At 70.8% G+C, this 16,978-nt stretch carries 19 protein-coding genes and 1 pseudogene; 11 read left to right on the plus strand and 9 right to left on the minus strand.

Annotated features, from left to right (window positions below; all coding sequences use genetic code 11):
* Window positions 1-65: 65 nt before the first annotated feature.
* On the minus strand, window positions 66-1,673 hold the full coding sequence (locus H7I41_RS09505) for a protein kinase family protein (protein ID WP_264012328.1): 1,608 nt from the start codon (window positions 1,671-1,673) through the stop codon (window positions 66-68).
* An 83-nt stretch (window positions 1,674-1,756) separates the two neighbouring features.
* Complete coding sequence (locus tag H7I41_RS09510) at window positions 1,757-2,167, minus strand: helix-turn-helix domain-containing protein (protein WP_264012329.1); 411 nt, start codon at window positions 2,165-2,167, stop codon at window positions 1,757-1,759.
* Window positions 2,168-2,222: 55 nt separating this feature from the next.
* On the opposite strand from H7I41_RS09510, the gene H7I41_RS09515 reads away from it, so the two are divergent.
* The 7 genes from H7I41_RS09515 to H7I41_RS09545 all read left to right on the plus strand — a co-directional run bounded on the left by H7I41_RS09515 (window position 2,223) and on the right by H7I41_RS09545 (window position 6,140).
* Window positions 2,223-2,699, plus strand: coding sequence for an SRPBCC family protein (locus H7I41_RS09515; RefSeq protein WP_264012330.1), 477 nt, complete (start codon window positions 2,223-2,225; stop codon window positions 2,697-2,699).
* Window positions 2,700-2,765: 66 nt separating this feature from the next.
* Complete coding sequence (locus tag H7I41_RS09520) at window positions 2,766-3,485, plus strand: Clp protease N-terminal domain-containing protein (protein ID WP_264012331.1); 720 nt, start codon at window positions 2,766-2,768, stop codon at window positions 3,483-3,485.
* Between the two features lie 41 nt (window positions 3,486-3,526).
* Window positions 3,527-4,003: an RNA polymerase sigma factor gene (locus H7I41_RS09525; protein ID WP_264012332.1), complete on the plus strand. Its 477-nt coding sequence runs from the start codon at window positions 3,527-3,529 to the stop codon at window positions 4,001-4,003.
* Window positions 4,000-4,593, plus strand: coding sequence for a methylated-DNA--[protein]-cysteine S-methyltransferase (locus H7I41_RS09530; RefSeq protein WP_264012333.1), 594 nt, complete (start codon window positions 4,000-4,002; stop codon window positions 4,591-4,593). Before H7I41_RS09525 ends, H7I41_RS09530 begins: the two co-directional genes overlap by 4 nt.
* A gap of 36 nt (window positions 4,594-4,629) precedes the next feature.
* Window positions 4,630-5,055, plus strand: coding sequence for a PPOX class F420-dependent oxidoreductase (locus tag H7I41_RS09535; RefSeq protein WP_264012334.1), 426 nt, complete (start codon window positions 4,630-4,632; stop codon window positions 5,053-5,055).
* 51 nt (window positions 5,056-5,106) lie between these two features.
* Window positions 5,107-5,598, plus strand: coding sequence for a hypothetical protein (locus H7I41_RS09540; protein WP_264012335.1), 492 nt, complete (start codon window positions 5,107-5,109; stop codon window positions 5,596-5,598).
* Complete coding sequence (locus H7I41_RS09545; protein WP_264012336.1) at window positions 5,586-6,140, plus strand: GNAT family N-acetyltransferase; 555 nt, start codon at window positions 5,586-5,588, stop codon at window positions 6,138-6,140. The genes H7I41_RS09540 and H7I41_RS09545 overlap by 13 nt, the downstream gene beginning before the upstream one ends.
* Here the strand turns inward: H7I41_RS09545 and zapE are convergent.
* A complete protein-coding gene (zapE, locus tag H7I41_RS09550) occupies window positions 6,107-7,216 on the minus strand; it encodes a cell division protein ZapE (RefSeq protein WP_264012347.1) in 1,110 nt (369 codons plus the stop codon). The two genes, H7I41_RS09545 and zapE, sit on opposite strands and share 34 nt — an antisense overlap.
* Here zapE and H7I41_RS09555 point away from each other — a divergent pair.
* Genes H7I41_RS09555 through aftC form a run of 3 tightly spaced genes read left to right on the plus strand, consistent with a single transcriptional unit; the run spans window position 7,215 to window position 10,925 of the window.
* Window positions 7,215-7,988, plus strand: a complete 774-nt coding sequence (locus H7I41_RS09555) for a pyrimidine reductase family protein (protein ID WP_264012337.1) — start codon at window positions 7,215-7,217, stop codon at window positions 7,986-7,988. The two genes, zapE and H7I41_RS09555, sit on opposite strands and share 2 nt — an antisense overlap.
* Window positions 7,989-8,019: 31 nt before the next feature.
* Complete coding sequence (locus H7I41_RS09560; RefSeq protein ID WP_264012338.1) at window positions 8,020-9,591, plus strand: alpha/beta hydrolase; 1,572 nt, start codon at window positions 8,020-8,022, stop codon at window positions 9,589-9,591.
* A gap of 44 nt (window positions 9,592-9,635) precedes the next feature.
* On the plus strand, window positions 9,636-10,925 hold the full coding sequence (gene aftC / locus H7I41_RS09565) for an arabinofuranan 3-O-arabinosyltransferase (RefSeq protein ID WP_264012339.1): 1,290 nt from the start codon (window positions 9,636-9,638) through the stop codon (window positions 10,923-10,925).
* A 24-nt stretch (window positions 10,926-10,949) separates the two neighbouring features.
* On the opposite strand, the gene H7I41_RS09570 is transcribed toward aftC, so the two are convergent.
* Both H7I41_RS09570 and H7I41_RS30300 read right to left on the minus strand, forming a co-directional pair.
* Window positions 10,950-11,522: a class I SAM-dependent methyltransferase gene (locus tag H7I41_RS09570; protein ID WP_264012340.1), complete on the minus strand. Its 573-nt coding sequence runs from the start codon at window positions 11,520-11,522 to the stop codon at window positions 10,950-10,952.
* A 24-nt stretch (window positions 11,523-11,546) separates the two neighbouring features.
* Window positions 11,547-12,326, minus strand: a complete 780-nt coding sequence (locus tag H7I41_RS30300) for a helix-turn-helix domain-containing protein (protein ID WP_264012341.1) — start codon at window positions 12,324-12,326, stop codon at window positions 11,547-11,549.
* A gap of 78 nt (window positions 12,327-12,404) precedes the next feature.
* Here H7I41_RS30300 and msrB point away from each other — a divergent pair, with 78 nt between their 5' ends.
* A complete protein-coding gene (gene msrB, locus H7I41_RS09580) occupies window positions 12,405-12,815 on the plus strand; it encodes a peptide-methionine (R)-S-oxide reductase MsrB (protein ID WP_264012342.1) in 411 nt (136 codons plus the stop codon).
* Window positions 12,816-12,828: 13 nt separating this feature from the next.
* On the opposite strand, the gene H7I41_RS09585 is transcribed toward msrB, so the two are convergent.
* From H7I41_RS09585 to H7I41_RS09600, 4 genes and pseudogenes are all read right to left on the minus strand, one after another.
* Entirely contained in the window at window positions 12,829-13,140 is a 312-nt protein-coding gene (locus H7I41_RS09585; protein ID WP_264012343.1) for a hypothetical protein, read from the minus strand.
* Window positions 13,141-13,201: 61 nt separating this feature from the next.
* Window positions 13,202-15,544 (minus strand): putative bifunctional diguanylate cyclase/phosphodiesterase, encoded by a 2,343-nt coding sequence (locus H7I41_RS09590; protein WP_264012344.1) that lies wholly within the window; start codon window positions 15,542-15,544, stop codon window positions 13,202-13,204.
* Window positions 15,545-15,771: 227 nt separating this feature from the next.
* Window positions 15,772-16,467, minus strand: a complete 696-nt coding sequence (hemQ, locus tag H7I41_RS09595) for a hydrogen peroxide-dependent heme synthase (RefSeq protein ID WP_264012345.1) — start codon at window positions 16,465-16,467, stop codon at window positions 15,772-15,774.
* 4 nt (window positions 16,468-16,471) lie between these two features.
* Window positions 16,472-16,978, minus strand: a pseudogene (locus H7I41_RS09600) (FAD-dependent oxidoreductase); the annotation flags it as partial.

The following is a 16,978-nucleotide window of genomic DNA, read 5'->3' on the forward strand; positions in this document are numbered from 1 at the left end:
CCGTACGAACCTATCCCGCCGCAACGCCGCGCGCAGCAACTTCTGCGCGGCCTGTGGAGAAACGTTCAGGCGGGCGGCGCCGCCGCGATCAGCCGCACCTCGGAGATCTCCGTACGGCTCTTGCCGTCCATCGTGCCGAGCGTCGAGATCCACACCACCACATTCGACGTCGCCGCCGCGGCAGGCACCGCGATCCGGTTGTGGCCCGGCTGCACCGGTACGGGCGGGCTCAGTTCCGTGGTGTCGGCCAGCGCGCCGGGCGCACCTGTTGTCGCCGAACGGATCTGGATCACGGTGCCGCTGCTCGCCAGGTCCACGGTGACCGCGCTGAGGATCGCCGGCTGACGGAGCTTGATCGACAGGCCGAGGCCCTCCTTGAACGTGGGGAACGGCACGGCATCTCGATACGTGTCGGTGGTCCAGGCCGTCGCCGGGTCGCGGTCCACGGCCTTGCCCGCGTCGCCGGGGTTATCGGGCGAGCCGCCGGGGGCGAACACCGCGGCCTCGGCGATGTCGATCGGTGCGTCGGCGGCGGCCGCGCGCATCGTCGGGCTCGTCGGCGGGGCGGCCACCTCGGTGGTCGCGTTGAGCCCGAGCCGCTCGGCGTCCAGCGCGGGCCCCGAGTCGGTGTCCAGCACATCGGTCAACGACGACACGACCGCCACCACCGCGACGACCATGATCGCCGCAGCCGCGAGAAGCGTCACCCGGACCAGTTGCCGTTTCGCGGCCTCGGCCTGCTGTTCGGGTCCGACATTGCCGAATCCCGCGTAGCCGCCCGGAACCGCCGCAGGCGGTGGAGCGCCGCCGGCGTCGTCCTGGCCACCGGCAACGTCGGCGCGGGCTTGCCGCAACAGGGTCATCAACGTTGCGGCGCTGGTGATCCCGCCCTCACGGACCAGTCCGGCGGCGGCCGCGGAGATCAGGAAGGGAATGTCGGGGTCGATGGCGGCCGGCTCCTGCGGACGACCGGCGGCGTCGACGTCGACCGCCGTCCACCCCACCGGTGTCGGGCCCTGGGCCGGCCAGCGATCGACGAGTAGGGCGTAGAAGGCGGCGCCGATTCCCCGCAGGTCTTCACGAGGTGTCGCCTCGGGCGTGGTGCCCGGAAACGCCAGTACCGCATTGCCGTCGGTGCTGATGCGCACCCGCGCCGGATGGTCGATGCTCAGCGCCAGCCCGGCCCGGTGTGCGGCCTCCGCCGCGACGGCCAGCGACTGCATCGCGCCGGCAACGCCGAGCGGCGACGGGTTGGTGTCGGCGATCTGACGCAGCGTGCCGCCCGGCACCCAGTCCGACACCACCACGCCGAACCGGCCGGTGTGGAACACCTCGCGCACCGCGGCGATACCCGGCATGTCGAGCCCGCGCTGGCGCACGGTGAGCGACAGCACCTCGTTCACGCGGTCCACTGGCAGCGACTCCCGCGGGTCCACCAGCGTGAGTGCCACCATGCGCCCCGCCGCGAAGTCGAAGGCCTGCCAGAACTGCAGATGTCCGGGCGCGCCGTGGGCGGCCACCAGCCGGAACCGGCCGTCGGCGATCAGCGCACCCGCGGCGAACGGTCCCTCGTTGTCCACGGGGGGCTCCACCGGACCGAGGCCCGGAATCGGAGCGGTGGCCTCACCGGCGTCGACGGGTTGGTCCTCTGGCGTCTCATCGGTCCCCGACATGCCGGCTCACCTCATCCCCTCAACGCCGCACGATTCACTGCCGCAACGGTTTACCCACGAAACGGCACTTCACGCGGCCGACCTCAGCGTCGGCCGGCAGAACGCGACCGCATCACCGGATCGGGGCGCCGCCAGTCACTACGCAGCGTAGCGCTCGGCGGCGTGCCGAACATCTCGCGGTAGGCCACGCTGAACCGCCCGGCGTGGGCGAACCCCCACCGACCGGCGATCGCGTTGACCGTGTCGACGGCCGGGTCGGCCGCCAGCAGGTCTCGGTGCGCGCGGTCCAGCCGGACCCTGCGCAGATACTCCAGCGGTGTGACACCGAGGTGGCGTCGGAACAGGTACTGCACTGACCGCGGGGTGAGCTGCGCAGCCGTGGCGATGTCGCTCAACCCGATGTCGGTGTCCGCATGGTCGTGGATGAAGGCCACGATGCGGCGCAGGGCCGGGGGCCGGGAAGCGCCTGAGGTGAGATCGAAGTGCCTGGACATCTCGAGTTCGAGTACCCGATAGCAAATTCGAGGAAACACCTGACACGATCGGTGCATGACCGAACGCTTCGAAGTCCAGCGCACCATCGCGGCGGCGCCGTCCGACGTCTTCGCCGTCCTCTGCGACCCACAGGGCCACGTCGCGATCGACGCCGCCGGGATGCTCCAGGAGGCCGACGGCGATCCGGTGCGGGCCGTCGGCGACAGCTTCGTGGTGCACATGGACCGCGAGGCGCTCAACGACTTCCCGCTCGGGAAGTACGACGTCACCATCAAGATCACCGACTTCGAGGCAAACCGGCTCATCGCCTGGACGATCCTCGGCGATCTGAAGCCGCCGATCGGGCACGTCTACGGGTACCGGCTCGAACCGGTCGACGAAGGCACCCTCGTCACCTCGTTCTACGACTGGTCCGACATCGACCCCGTCTGGCGGGAGCGCGACATCTTCCCGATCCTCCCGGAGAGTGCGCTGCGCGCCACGCTCGGCATCCTGGACCGGACCGTGCGGCGGGGCTACCCGCGCGGCTGAATCGACGACGAACTGAGCGTCAACCTCGGGTTGACGACTGTTTATCGTCAACCTAGAGTTGACGTCATGAGCGAGTCCACCAAGATAAGCAACCCCGTCCGCCTCGACGACCTCATCGATGCGATCAAGAAGGCCCACGACGAACCCCTCGAGCAACTGACGGACGCGATGATCGCCGCGGACGCGCTCGGTGACATCGCCGACCATCTCATCGGTCACTTCGTCGATCAGGCCCGCCGCTCGGGCGCCTCCTGGACTGACATCGGCGCCTGCATGGGGGTGAGCAAGCAGGCGGCGCAGAAGCGTTTCGTCCCCAAGGCGGAATCCAACCCGCTCGACCCCAACGCCGGCTTCGGCCGCTTCACCCCCAGGGCACGCAACGTCGTCGTCGGCGCCCAGAACCGGGCACACGCCGCGGGCAACGACAAGATCGAGCCCGCCCACCTGCTGCTCGCGCTGTTCGACGACCCCGACGGCCTGGCCGCCAGACTGCTCACCGGACAAGGCGTGGACGGCGCGAAGGTCTCCGAAGCCATCGAGCTGCCGCCGCGCTCCGAGGGCGAGGTCCCGGCGCTCATCCCGTTCGACGGCCCGGCCAAGAAGGTGCTGGAGCTGACGTTCCGGCAGGCGCTGCGACTGGGCCACAACTACGTCGGCACCGAACACATCCTGCTCGCGATCTATGAAGCCGAGGATGAGGACGGCCACCTGCACCGACTCGGCGTCGACCGGGAGCGCTTCGAACGGGAACTCGTCACCGCGCTGGAATCGATCGTGAAGGGCTGATCTCACCGTCACGGGCGCCGCGGCGTCTACATGATGTGACAGTGCGACCGTTCGAGGACGTGGTGGCCGAGCACGGCGCGACCGTGCTGCGGGTGTGCCGCGCCGTCGTGGGGCCCGTCGACGCCGAGGACGCCTGGTCGGAGACGTTCCTCTCGGCGCTGCGGGCATACCCGCGCCTGCCGGCCGACGCGAACGTCGAGGCCTGGCTGGTGACCATCGCCCACCGGCGGGCACTCGACGTCGGCCGGGCCACCTCACGGCGGGCCGTGCCCACCGACAGCGTCCCCGAACGGCAGGCCCCCCACGCCGATCCCGCCGCGCGCGACCGCGACCTGTGGGCCGCGCTGCAACGCCTGCCCACGAAGCAACGCCAGGCGCTGGCCTACCACCACCTGGCCGGCCTTCCCTACGCCGAGATCGCCGCCCTGCTCGGCAACTCCCCCGACGCCGCCCGACGGGCCGCCGCCGACGGCCTCAAGACACTGCGCAGGATCTACCTGGAGGACGAAACCGCATGAGCATCAACCTGTTCGACATCGCGCCCGACGAGGAGACGGCGCTGGCCCGGCTGCACGCCCGCCTCGAACGGGCCGCGGCCGACGCCGACCTGCTCGACATCGCGTACCGCACGATCGACAGCCCCGTCGGCCCCCTGCTGCTGGCGGCCACGCCCGTCGGACTGGTCCGCGTCGCCTTCGACGTCGAGGACCACAGCGCTGTGCTTGCCACCCTCGCGGGCGCCGTCAGCCCGCGCGTGCTGCACGTCCCGGACCGCCTGGACGCCGTCGCGCGCCAACTCGACGAGTACTTCGCCAAGCGCCGCACCGCCTTCGACGTCCCGGTCGACCTGCGGCTGGCGGCCGGCTTCCGGCGCAACGTGATCGAGCACCTGCGCAGCATCGGCTACGGCCACCGCGCGAGCTACGCCGCCGTCGCCGCCGCCGTCGGGAGCCCTCGCGCGGTGCGCGCGGTCGGCAGCGCCTGCGCCCACAACCCGCTGCCGGTGGTGATCCCGTGCCACCGCGTGGTGCGCTCGGACGGCAGCACCGGACAGTACGTCGGCGGCGCGGCCGCCAAGTCCGCGCTGCTCACCCTCGAAGCCGCGTGAGGGAATGAAACGGCGCCCGCCGCCGTAGAACCCGGCATGAACCTGCCCGACTCCGCCCGCGAGCTCATCGGTCGTGGCGCCGACGCCACCCTGGTCACCATCAACCCCGACGGCAGCCCTCACGCGTCGCTTGTCTGGGTGGCGCTGCAGTCCACACCCGACGGCGACGAGCTCGTCTCGGCGCACCTGTCGGAGAAGTACCAGAAGATCCGCAACGTCCGGCGCGATCCACGGGTGACGCTGACCATACTGCCGCGCGCCCACTCCGGCGGGCAGACGCCGTACCTGTCGATCACCGGCACCGCCCGCATCGTCGAGGGCGGCGCCCCCGAACTGCTGACCGAACTCGCCGAGGTGATGCTCGGCCCCGGTTCGGGCTTCCCGCCCACGGGGGCACCGGCGGGCTTCCTCACCCGCGTCCGCATCGACAAGGTCGGCGGGCTGGGCCCCTGGGCGGCCTGACGGCGGTCCAAAGAACCTGAAACACGTTTCAGTTTGTGCGATCATGCGTCCATGCGTCGCTGGCTCGTGCACCTCATCGCCGCGCTGACGGTCGTCGCGGGCTTCGTCGCCCCGACCGCCTCGGCCGCCCCGGCGCCGATCGGTCGCCTCGGCGAGCCGCTGCGCGTCTCGTTCGAGGGCCTGATCGCCGACGTCACCGTGCACAGCATCGACCCGTCGCCGGTCCCGCCGGGGTTCGGCTACCCGCCGCGGGCGCCGCGCTACCAGGTGTATCGCGCCCAGGTCAGCGTCCACGCGGTCCAGCTGCCTACGCCGTACGCGATGGCGATCACCTTCCAGTTCCGTGGCGTCACCCCGACCGGTGACGCCTACGAACCACGCAACAGCGATGCGCCCGACGCCCTCGCCGCCGCACTCACCAACGCGCCCGCCGGATCCACCGTCACCGGCGGTGTGTGGTGGGACTGCTATCGCGATCTGGTGTCCAACGTGGTGCTGATCGACAAGCTCACCGGCCAGCACCTCGCGCAGTGGAACGTCTAGACCCGACACTGCACGTTCGCACCCCCGCGGCAGCCGACCTCGCCGAACTCGCCGACGTCGCCGCCCGCACATTCCCGCTGGCCTGCCCGCCCGGCGCCACCGCCGAGAACATCGCCGCGTTCGTCGACGAGCACCTCAGCGCGCAGCGCTTCGGCGACTACCTCGCCGACCCGGCCCGCGACCTGGTGGTCGCCGTCCACGACGGCCGCATCACCGGCTACGCCATGCTGATCCACGGCGTGCCCGACGACGCCGACGTGCAGCAGGCCGTCACCCTGCGGCCCGCCGTCGAACTGTCGAAGATCTACGTGCTGCCCGACAGCCACGGCGCAGGCGTATCGGCCGCGCTGATGACCGAGGCGATCAACCGCGCCGGCCGGTCCGGCAGCGCCTGCATGTGGCTCGGCGTGAATCAGGAGAACCCACGCGCGCAACGGTTCTACGCCAAACACGGGTTCACCGTGGCGGGCACCAAGACCTTCCGGCTCGGCGCCGGCCTCGAGCAGGACTACGTGCTCGTGCGTCCGCTGTCCTCGGCCTGACCCGCCGCGGTCAGCGCCAGCAGCCTCGACGTCGCGCGCAGGTACTTCTTGCGGAAGCCGCCGGCCAGCATCTCCTCGCTGAAGACGGTGTCGAGCTTGGCGCCCGACGCCACCACCGGGATCCCGGCGTCATACAGCCGGTCGGTCAGCGACACCAGCCGCAGCGCCACGCTCTGGTCGTCGAGCGGATGCACCCCGGTGAGGTACACACCGGTCACGCCGTCGATCAGGGCCTGGTACCGCGACGGATGCATGGTGGCCAGGTGCCCGCACAGGGCGTCGAAGCCGTCGAGCACCGCCCCGTCCGGCGCGGCGTCGGCGCGCGCGGCGACCTCCTCGTCGGTCAACGGCTCGGGCGCGGGCGGCAGGTCGCGGTGCCGGTAGTCCGGCCCCTCGATCCGCACGGTCGTGAAAATCGATGCCAGCGTGTTGATCTCGCGCAAGAAGTCCTGCGCGGCGAACCGGCCCTCACCGAGCTGCTCGGGCAGCGTGTTCGACGTGGCCGCGATCGACACGCCGCGCTCCACGAGCGCCGAGAGCAACCGCGAGATCAGCGTGGTGTTGCCCGGGTCGTCGAGTTCGAATTCGTCGATGCACACCAGCACGTAGCCGGCCAGCAGGTCGATGCACTCGACGAAGCCGAACACCCCGGCCAGCTGGGTCAGCTCCCCGAACGTCGCGAACGCCGTCGGCGCCTCGCTGCCGGCGTCGACACGGTAGTACGACGAGGCCAGCAGGTGGGTCTTGCCGACACCGAAGCCGCCGTCGAGGTAGAGCCCGACGCCGGGCAGCACCTCGCGCTTGCCGAACAGCTTCTTCTTGCCGGCCCGCCGCGTCACCGCCTCTTCGCAGAACCGGATGCAGGACTGCACGGCCGCGGCCTGCGACGGCTCGGCAGGGTCGGGCCGGTAGGTGTCGAAGGCGACGTGGGTGAACGTCGGCGGTGGGACCAGGCTCGCCACCAGCCGTTCGGGGGTGACGGTGGGCTTGCGGTCGACGAGATGGCCGACCCGATTCGGCACATCACTGGACCCGTGCATGCAGGCAGCGTAGCGACGTGCTGCAATCGTGCGTATGCCCGAGACCGTCGCTGGGACACAGTTCACAGTGCTCGACGCGGTCGAGGTGGTGGACGACGAACGCGTCGCGGACTTCTACCGCTACCCCGACGACCTCGCCCGCTGCTGGGTCCGCGGCAACATGATCACCAGCGTGGACGGCGGTGCGACCGCCGACGGCAAGTCCGGCGCGCTGGGCGGCGACGGTGACCGGGCGCTGTTCGGCCTGATGCGCGAAGCGGCCGACGTGATCGTCGTCGGCGCCTCGACGGTGCGGGTGGAGAACTACTCGGGCGTGCAGCTCGGGCCCGCCGCCCGTTCCGCCCGTCAGCAGCGTGGGCAGGCCGAGGTGCCGCCCATCGCCGTGCTGACCCGCGGCGGGCGACTCGACCACGACGCCAAGCTGTTTCATCGCACCGAGGTCCGGCCCCTCATCCTCACCAGTGCCGACGCCGCCCGCAGCACCCGCGACCGGCTCGGCGGGCTGGCGGAGGTCATCGACGCCTCGGGCGCCGACCCGGACTCCGTCGACGCCGCACGCGCGCTGACGCTGCTGGCCGAACGCGGGCTGCTGCGTGTGCTCACCGAGGGCGGCCCCGGCATCCTCGGCATGTTCACCGGCGCAGACCTGCTCGACGAACTGTGCCTGACGCTCGCCCCGGTGCTCGTCGGCGGCGACGCTAAGCGCATCGTCACCGGACCCGGGCAGGTCCACACACCGATGACCCGCAGCCACGTGCTCGCCGATGGACAGGGCTACCTGTACACGCGGTATGTGCGGGGCAACTGAGCTCGCGGCGACGATCGCTACTGTGGTCACCATGCGTCGGCACCCTGCGCTGCTCACGGCCTTGAGCCTGTCGACCGTCACCCTGACGGTGCTGCTGGCCGGCTGTTCCCCCGGGCTCGGCGCCAACCCCCGATTCGCCACCGACTCCGGCGCCGGGCCGCAGGGCGAGGCGCCTCCCACCCAGCAGGCCGCCGGGCCGCCGGCCATCGAAGCACCCAAGAACGACCTGTCGTGGCGGGACTGCACCTCCCGGGTGTTCCGGGACGCCGGCGTCGACCCGCTGCCCGGCGTGACGCTCGACTGCGCCGACTACGATTCCGATCTCGACTCGATCGACGGGGCCACCGGCTCGGTGACGATCGGCGTGGTCCGCGCCAAGACCGCGCAGACCCCCTCGGACGCCGGCCCCCTCGTGCTCACCACCGGCACCGACGCCCCGTCGTCGGCACAACTGCCGGCGTGGTTGACGCGCACCGGCTCCGACGTGCTCAAGGGCCGGCCCATCGTCGCCGTCGACCGGCGCGGCATCGGCATGTCCGGCGCGCTGGACTGCCGTGACACCTACGACCGCCAGGAAATGCGCGAGCAGGCCCAGTTCCAGTACGGCGACGACCCCGTCGCCAACCTCAGCGCCATCACCGTGACGGCCACCACCAGCTGCACCGACACCATCGCGCCGGGTGACTCCGCGTACGACAACGCCCACGCCGCCGAGGATCTCGAACGCCTGCGCAGCACCTGGGACGTTCCGGCACTGGCGATCCTCGGCATCGGCAACGGCTCCCAGGTGGCGCTGGCGTACGCCGGTTCGCACCCCAACAAGGTGGCCCGGTTGCTGCTCGACTCCCCGCTGCCGCTGGCGGTGGGCGCCGAGGCCGCCGCCGAACAACGCGTCAAGGGCGAACAGGCCGCGCTCGACGCGTTCGCCGCCCAGTGCGCGGCGACCGCCTGCCCCCTCGGGCCGGACCCGAAGGCCGCGGTCGACGGCCTGCTGGCCGACGCACGGGCAGGCGACGGACCCGGCGGAGCGTCGGTGTCCGCGGTCGCCGAGGCCATCTCCACCGCGCTGGCCTTCCCCACCGGCGACCGCGTCGCCAGCACCAACGAACTCGCGGCCACACTGGCCGCCGCCCGCGGCGGCGACGACAGCGGCCTGCGCGACCTGATCACCCGGGCCGAGGATCTGCGCCAGACCGACGGCCAGTTCGTCAACTCATGCAGCGACGCCCTCAACCGGCCGACGCCCGACCGGGTCCGCGAACTCGTGGTGGCGTGGGGCAAGCTCTACCCGCAGTTCGGCGCCGTCGGCGCGCTCGACCTCGTCACCTGCCTCAACTGGCCGAGCGGATCGGCGCCCGAGGAGCCCAAGGACCTCAAGGTGCCGGTGCTGCTGCTCGGCGTGCAGAACGACCCGATCGTCGGCAACGAAGGCGTCGCCGCCGTCGCCGCCACGGTCATCAACGCCGGCACCAACAGCAAACGGGTGATGTGGCAGGGCATCGGCCACGGCGCCTCGATATACTCGCCGTGCGCGCTGGCGCCCGTCGTCGGCTACCTCGACAAGGGAACGCCGCCGGAGACCGACACGTACTGCCCGGCCTGATCCGCCGGTCCGCGGCACCGGAGCGCCGGTGTAAGTTTCCGCTCGTGCCGTTCACCGCCTCGATCCTGAACGCCTTCCGGCCCCGCACCTCGCCGCCGAGCGCCGCGACCGTGCTGCGGTCAGCGCTCTGGCCACTCGCGATCATGTCGATCATCCACCGCAGCTACGTGCTGGGCACCAACGGCTACATCACCGATGATTTCGGCCCCGTCTACCGCGCAGTGGTCAACTTCAAAATGGGCTGGGACATCTACAACGAGAACTTCGGCCACGTCGACCCGCACTACCTGTACCCGCCGGGCGGCACCCTGCTGCTGGCGCCGTTCGGCTACCTGCCCGTGGACGCGGCGCGCTACTGGTACATCACCGTCAACGTCGTCGCATTCCTGATCGCCGCCTACCTTCTGCTTCGGATCTTCGACTACACGTTGTCCTCGGTGGCCGCGCCGGCGCTCCTGCTGGCCATGTTCTGCACCGAATCCGTCACCAACACCCTGGTCTTCACCAACATCAACGGCTGCATGCTGCTCGGCGGTGTGCTGTTCTTCCGATTCCTGCTCAAGGGCGGGCGCAACGCCGAACTGCTGGCGGGTGCGGCGATCGGCTTGACCATAGTGGTCAAGCCATCGCTGGTACCGCTGCTGCTGATTCCCCTGCTGAACCGGCAGTTCTACACGTTCGTCACCGCCATCGGTGTCCCACTGCTGGCCAACGCGGTGGCCTGGCCGCTGGTCAGCGACCCCATGAACTTCGTGCGCAACACCGTGCCGTACTTCCTGTCCACCCGTGACTACTTCAATTCCTCGATCCTCGGCAACGGCATCTATTACGGCCTGCCGATGTGGCTGATCCTGTTGCTGCGCATCGGCTTCGGGCTGATCGCCGCGGCCAGCCTGTACCTGCTGTACCGCTACTACCGCGAGCGGGACCCGCTGTTCTGGATGCTCACGTCATCCGGGGTACTGCTGACCGCGTCGTTCCTGGTGCTGTCGCTGGGCCAGGGCTACTACTCGACGATGCTGTTCCCGTTCCTGATGACGGTGGTGCTGCGCAATTCGGTGCTGCACAACTGGCCGGCGTGGCTGGCGGTCTACGGCTTCATGACGATGGACCGCTGGCTGCTCGGGCACTGGCCGACGACCGGCCGGTTCCTGGAGTACATGAAGATCACCTACGGCTGGTCGCTGATGCTCGTGGTGGTGTTCGCCGTGCTGTACTTCCGCTACCTCGACGCCAAGGACGACGGCCGCCTCGACGAGGGCATCGACCCGCCGTGGCTGAAAAAGGTCGTGCCCGGCACGCCGTCGAAACCCGAGGCGCCGGCGATCAGCTGACGAGCGGCACCGGCCTGAGGAACGTCACCGGGTCGCGGTGAAGCGCATCGCCTGACCGCGGTAGCGCGGTTCCACCGCCACCGACAACCCCTCGGCCCGGCAGGCGTCGCCGAGTTCGCGCGGGGTCAGCAGCCGGAAGGGTGACCGGTCCAGGCGGTGCAGCCACGTCGCCGCCGGGGTGCGCACCAGGTCGTAGCCCACGAACATGCCGCCTGGACGCAGCACGCGAGCGATCTCACCGACCGCGGCCTCCCACTCGATGACGTGGTGCAGCATCAGGCAACTGACGACGGAGTCGAACGCGTCGTCTCCGAACGGCAGGGCGGTGGCGTCGGCTGGCACCGCCCGCGCCTCCGGGAACCGCTGCAGGCGGCGGCCCGCGGCGGCCACCATGACCGGATCGAGGTCACTGGCCGTCACCGCCGCGCCGGGCAGCGCCTGTTGTAGTGCCGCGGCGACCGCTCCGCTGCCGGAACCGATCTCGAGCACGTCGCGACCCAACCGGTCGACCTGCAGTGTGCCCACGATCGATTCGGTGCTGCGGCGCCACAGCGCCCCGCAGCAGAACGCCCGCTCGATCTTCGACATCACCGGCATGGGATGAGTCTCTGCCCGGCAGGGCTACTCACGCTTGAACGGATCCGTCCTGTTCTCCGCCAGCAGCCGCGCGACCTGGCTGGGCGAGATGCCCGCGAGTTCCCGGCACACGCGGTGGGCGTGGGCGCTGTCGGCGAACCCGGCCAGATGGGCCGCGTCGGTGACCGACGCGCCGCGGTCCAGGTGAGGCAGCGCGCTCAGCAGCCGCGACCACCGGGCCATCGCCGAGAAGGACACGCCGGTCTGCCTGCGGAACAGCTTCCCGAGGTGGTCCGGTGACACGGCGACCGCTCGGGCGACGGCGGCGAGATCGGCCCGGTCGGGCATGCCCGCGGACACCAGCTCGACAGCCCGGCTCAGCGCGGGGTGCACCGGCGAGACATCGGCCGGATCGATGCCCGCAGCGCGCAGCACCGCGCGCACCGCGATGTCCGCGGCACCCTGCAGATCGTCCGACCGGTGAACGCCCTCGATCAGCTCAGCCAGGTCGTCGTCGAGCGGGGCCGTCCACACGCCTCCGTCGCCGTCGCGGCGGCAGAGGCCGTTGAGCGCCGCGCCGGTGCGGCCCGCCGGGTTGAGGTACGCCGACAATGCCGTCCGCGCCCCGCCCGGCCGCAGCGCATGCCGGACCCCGCCGGCGATGACCGCGACCCGGCACCGCACCGTCCGGCCGTCGCCGAGCACGACCGTCAGCGGGCCGTCGAGCCCGACCGTCAGCTGCACCGCGGGGTGGTGATGCACGCCGATGTCGACGTCGCCGGCACCGGTCAGGTCGCCCGCGAGCACCAGGCGACCGGGCCGCACACTCCACCACCCCCGCATGCCTCACGGTATCCCGCGGCCGCGCCGACGGGCGGGGTCCGCTGCGCTAACTTGGAAACCATGAGTACGCCCAAGGTGCAACTGACCGACGACCAGTGGCGCGACAAGCTCACCGCCGAGGAGTTCGCGGTGCTGCGCCGGGCCGGCACCGAACGCCCGTTCACCGGCGAGTACACCGACACCAAGACCGACGGTGTCTACGAGTGCCGGGCCTGCGGTGCCGAACTGTTCCGCAGCAGCGAGAAGTTCGAATCCCACTGCGGCTGGCCGTCGTTCTTCGACCCGGCCGACTCCGACGCGGTGATCCTGCGGACCGACGATTCGATGGGTATGCGGCGCGTCGAGGTGGTCTGCGCCAGCTGCCACAGCCACCTCGGGCATGTCTTCGAAGGTGAGGGCTACCCGACGCCGACCGATCAGCGGTACTGCATCAACTCCATCTCACTGCGGCTGGTGCCGCAGGCCCCGTAGCCGCTGGGCGGCATCACCCGGGGTACACCGCGAACTCGGCGCGGTCCTCGGTGTCGGCGACGCATTGGAACAGCAGCGGCGCCGTCATCGCCGTGCCGGAGTAGCAGGTGAACGGCGCGATGACCTGATACTTGTCGCCGTCGGGCCGGTATTGCGCCGCATAGTCCGACGCCGTGACGCAGTCGATGTCGCCTGCGGTGATCACGATGGTCTGGCCGTTGCGCGGTGGGCACTGCTCGCCGCTCGGATCCTGGGCGAGCGCCTCAGGCGCAGTCGCCATCGCGGAGACGAACAAGGTGGCGCCGACCCATGCCCTGGTTCTCATCCACCCATGATGCCGGTGCCGGCGCCGCAATCAGGCCGTTTGCTCCGAAACGTCTACCGCGTCAACCCGATGTCGCTGCGGCGGCTGCGGGGCTGACACCGCGGGCGAGCAGGTCCAGCATCGCCGCGGAGTCGACCGGTGGGCTGAAGTGAAAACCTTGGGCCACCCCGCAGCCGTACTCGCGCAACAGGTCGGCCGTCTCGGCGTCCTCGACACCCTCTGCCACCGTGACCATGCCGAGCACATGGGTGAGATTCACCACCGCACGCACCACGGCAGCCGCCCGCGGGTCGCTGGTCACCGGTGCGATGAGCCGCCGGTCGAGCTTCACCTCGTCGATGGGCAGCTCGCGCAGATAGCTCAGTGCCGAGTAGCCGCTGCCGAAATCGTCGATGGCGACCCGGATTCCCCGCTCGCGCAGGTCGTTGAGCACCGACCGGGTGCGGCCGATGTTGTCGAGCAGCAGGTCCTCGGTGATCTCGACGGTGAGCGCGTCCGGCGGCAGCCGGCGGTGTTCGAGCGCCTCGGCGATCCGTGCGGGCAGCTTCACGTCGGCCACCGCGGGCGCGAACAGGTTGATCGCGACGGGCACGCCGAGGCCGGCGCGATACCAGCGGGCCACGTCGTCGAGGGCCATGTTGAGGACGAGCCTGGTGATGGGCGCCATCAGGCCGTGCGTTCGGACCAGCGGCAGGAACTCGTCGGGTGACAGCATCCCGCGCTGGGGGTGCGGCCAGCGCAGCAGCGCCTCCGCCCCGACCACCTCGCCGGTCTGCAGGTCGATCTTGGGCTGGTAGACCAGCGTCAGGCCGTAGTGGTCGATGGCGTGGCGGAGCTCGCCGAGCAGCCGCACGGCGTCGGCTCCCCCGCCCCGCGTGCCGCCCGGCCCGGCGTTCCACCCGGCGTCCTCGGGATACACCAGCGCCATCTCGCTACTGAAGACGTGCACCCCACCGGTGCGCGACCGTTTGGCGGTGTACATCGCCAGATCGGCCTGTTTGAACAGAATGTCGGCGGTCTGGTCGGGCTCGTCGTTCTGACTCTCGAAACTCGCCACGGCGAGCCCGACGCTGGGCCGCATCAGCAGCTGCTGGCCGTCGATCACGAACGGCTCGTCGAACGCCTCGACCACCCGGTGCGCGACGCGGTGGGAGTGGTCGACCCGGCCCTCGAGCAGCACCGCGAACTCGTCGCCGCCGAGGCGGGCGACGGTGTCACCGGTACGAACGCAGCCCACCAGCCGCTCGGCCACCCGGATCAGCAACGCGTCGCCGGCGGGGTGGCCGAGGCTGTCGTTGACCAGCTTGAAGTCGTTGAGGTCGAGCGACAGCAGGGCCACCGCCCGGTCGTCGCGCTGGCGCAGCTGCATCGCGTGGGTCAGCCGGTCGTTGAACAGCGCGTAATTGGCCAGCCCGGTGAGCGGATCGCGCAGCGCCTGCTCGGCGACGATGCTCAGCAGCCGCCGGTTCTCGGTGACCACGACGAACTGCCGCAGCAACACGGCCAGGACCAGGCTCAGCGCCACAGGGACGACCGGACCGGTGGTGAGGTGGGGCAGGAAATCGACGGTGCCCAACACCGCCGCCATCAGCAGTGGCAGGTAAGGCAGCAGGGCCGACGCCCGAGACGGGATCTGCGGCACGTCCGCGTCCTCGACCGCGGCGTCCCGGCCGACGAGTGCGGCGACGCCGGTGATCAGCAGGCCGGCCAGCCAGCCGAGGTCGAAGACGCCGGTGTAGTACGTGTCCTCGGCGATCTGGTAGGCGAATCCGCTGTCGGAGATCGCCATGAACGCGACGCCGACGGCCACCAGCACCAGCGGCAGCCGTTGCCCTGCCCGGGTGCGGCCGAGCACGAGCACCGCCACCGTGAGCACGACGAGGTCCGACACCGGGTACGCCAACGACAGCGAGAGCGAGAACAGGCTCTCTCCGCCGGCTTCGTAAACCCGCCGGAGCACCGCCACCCACGACACCACGAACAACGATCCGGCGACGATGAGGCCGTCCAGCAGGAACCGGGTTCGGGACTGGCCGGTGTGGCCGACGGGGAAGAGCAACAACGCCAGGCCGGCGCCGACGGGGAAGACCAGGTAGGCCGCATCGGCGATGGACGGGAACGGCGACCGGTCGAGGAGGAGCTCGTAGTAGCTCCACAACACTTCGCCGACCGTCCAGCCGAGCAAGCCCACCGTCAGCGCCAGCCAGGCCGCCCGCTGGCGGCCGCGCGTCGCACGGACGGCCAGCACGGCACAGCCGGTGGAGAACATGCCGAGGACCACGAAGGCCAGGTCACTCATCACCAGGACGGTGCGGGGCCCGCCCCAGCCGGCCACAGTCCATACGCCGACGGCCGTACACAGCGCGGTGGCCACGACGATGGTGCGCCTCGACCTGAGTCGCATGGAGGTCCCCTCGTCGCGCGCACACCCGAAGCGTCGATCTTAGCAAAGCCGCTCACGACGCCATCGACCGATGGTCGATCTTTGCCAAGCCGCAGCATGGTGCCCTAATTGCGTGCTCTTCACGCCAGGACGGAGGTTAGTCGATTTCCTGCATGAGCGCGCGTCGACAACGCGTCCCCGCGCATGCGGGACGAGCAAATTTCAGCGCGTACCCGCCGGGCGGCCGGTCAGGGCAGCCGGGCGATGAGTTCCTCGACCCCGACACGCGGACCCGTGAAGAACGGGGTCTCCTCGCGGACGTGCCGACGCGCGTCGGTGGCGCGCAGATCCCGCATCAGGTCGACGATGCGGTGCAGCTCAGGCGCCTCGAACGCCAGGATCCACTCGTAGTCCCCGAGTGCGAACGCCGGGACGGTGTTGGCCCGCACGTCCTTGTAGCCGCGCGCCGCCATCCCGTGCTCGGCCAGCATGCGCCGGCGCTCCTCGTCAGGCAGCACGTACCAGTCCAGCGATCGCACGAAGGGGTAGACGCAGATGTAGTCACCCGCGGGCTCACCGGCCACGAACGCGGGCACGTGGCCCTTGTTGAACTCGGCCGGACGGTGCAGCGCCACGGTGCTCCACACCGGCGTGCTCGCCCGGCCCAGCGTGGTGGCGCGCCGGAAATCCGAGTACGTGGCCTGCAGCGCCTCCACGTTGTCGGCGTGCGTCCACACCATGAAGTCGGCGTCGGCGCGCAGACCCGCCACGTCGTAGACACCGCGGACCACCACGCCGTCGTCCTCGCGCTGCTTGAGGAACGTCGCGGTCTCGTCGACCACCGGCCCGCGGTCCTCGCCGAGGGCGCCGGGCGTCGCCGCGTACACCGAGATCATCGAGTACCGGATCATGGCGTTGAGGGCGTCGTAATCGAGCTTGGCCATGGCCCTATCGTGCCACGCCCGACGGCGCCAGCAGCGTGGCCGCCGCCCGGGTGGCCGACGCCACACAGGCCGGCACGCCGATGCCGTCGAGGTACCCGCCCGCCACCGCCAACCCCCGCGGCAGGCCGGCGCGCAACTCGGCCACCAGGGCGCCGTGGCCGGGCCCGTACTGCGGCATCGCGTCGATCCAGCGGTGCACGTGGCTGTCCTCCGGCTCGGTGCGGATACCGAAGACGTCCTCGAGATCCTGGGCGGCCCAGTCCAGCAGGTCCTCGTCGCCGGCGCTGCGGGCCAGATCGTCGCCGAACCGGCCGTAGGACAGCCGCACCAGCTCGACGTTCCCGCGCCGGCCCCACTTGCGCGACGACAGCGTGATCGCCTTGGCGTGCAGCCGCTCGCCGCCGGCGACCAGCACCCCCGACTGCTGCGGCAGCGGGGTGCCACCCGGCAGGGCCAACGCCACCAGGGCCGCCGAGGCAACGCGGATCCGTCGCGCCGCCGCGGCGGTCCG

Source organism: [Mycobacterium] manitobense (genome assembly GCF_025821665.1).
Taxonomy (GTDB): Bacteria; Actinomycetota; Actinomycetes; order Mycobacteriales; family Mycobacteriaceae; genus Mycobacterium; species Mycobacterium arseniciresistens.

Excerpts from the sequence above, each read along its gene's own strand:
- H7I41_RS09505 (WP_264012328.1), bottom strand. The coding sequence starts at position 1,673 with ATGTCGGGGACCGATGAGACGCCAGAGGACCAACCCGTCGACGCCGGT.
- H7I41_RS09510 (WP_264012329.1), bottom strand. The coding sequence starts at position 2,167 with ATGTCCAGGCACTTCGATCTCACCTCAGGCGCTTCCCGGCCCCCGGCC.
- H7I41_RS09515 (WP_264012330.1), top strand. The coding sequence starts at position 2,223 with ATGACCGAACGCTTCGAAGTCCAGCGCACCATCGCGGCGGCGCCGTCC.
- H7I41_RS09520 (WP_264012331.1), top strand. The coding sequence starts at position 2,766 with ATGAGCGAGTCCACCAAGATAAGCAACCCCGTCCGCCTCGACGACCTC.
- H7I41_RS09530 (WP_264012333.1), top strand. The coding sequence starts at position 4,000 with ATGAGCATCAACCTGTTCGACATCGCGCCCGACGAGGAGACGGCGCTG.
- H7I41_RS09535 (WP_264012334.1), top strand. The coding sequence starts at position 4,630 with ATGAACCTGCCCGACTCCGCCCGCGAGCTCATCGGTCGTGGCGCCGAC.
- H7I41_RS09540 (WP_264012335.1), top strand. The coding sequence starts at position 5,107 with ATGCGTCGCTGGCTCGTGCACCTCATCGCCGCGCTGACGGTCGTCGCG.
- H7I41_RS09555 (WP_264012337.1), top strand. The coding sequence starts at position 7,215 with ATGCCCGAGACCGTCGCTGGGACACAGTTCACAGTGCTCGACGCGGTC.
- H7I41_RS09560 (WP_264012338.1), top strand. The coding sequence starts at position 8,020 with ATGCGTCGGCACCCTGCGCTGCTCACGGCCTTGAGCCTGTCGACCGTC.
- H7I41_RS09570 (WP_264012340.1), bottom strand. The coding sequence starts at position 11,522 with ATGCCGGTGATGTCGAAGATCGAGCGGGCGTTCTGCTGCGGGGCGCTG.
- msrB (WP_264012342.1), top strand. The coding sequence starts at position 12,405 with ATGAGTACGCCCAAGGTGCAACTGACCGACGACCAGTGGCGCGACAAG.
- H7I41_RS09585 (WP_264012343.1), bottom strand. The coding sequence starts at position 13,140 with ATGAGAACCAGGGCATGGGTCGGCGCCACCTTGTTCGTCTCCGCGATG.
- H7I41_RS09590 (WP_264012344.1), bottom strand. The coding sequence starts at position 15,544 with ATGCGACTCAGGTCGAGGCGCACCATCGTCGTGGCCACCGCGCTGTGT.
- hemQ (WP_264012345.1), bottom strand. The coding sequence starts at position 16,467 with ATGGCCAAGCTCGATTACGACGCCCTCAACGCCATGATCCGGTACTCG.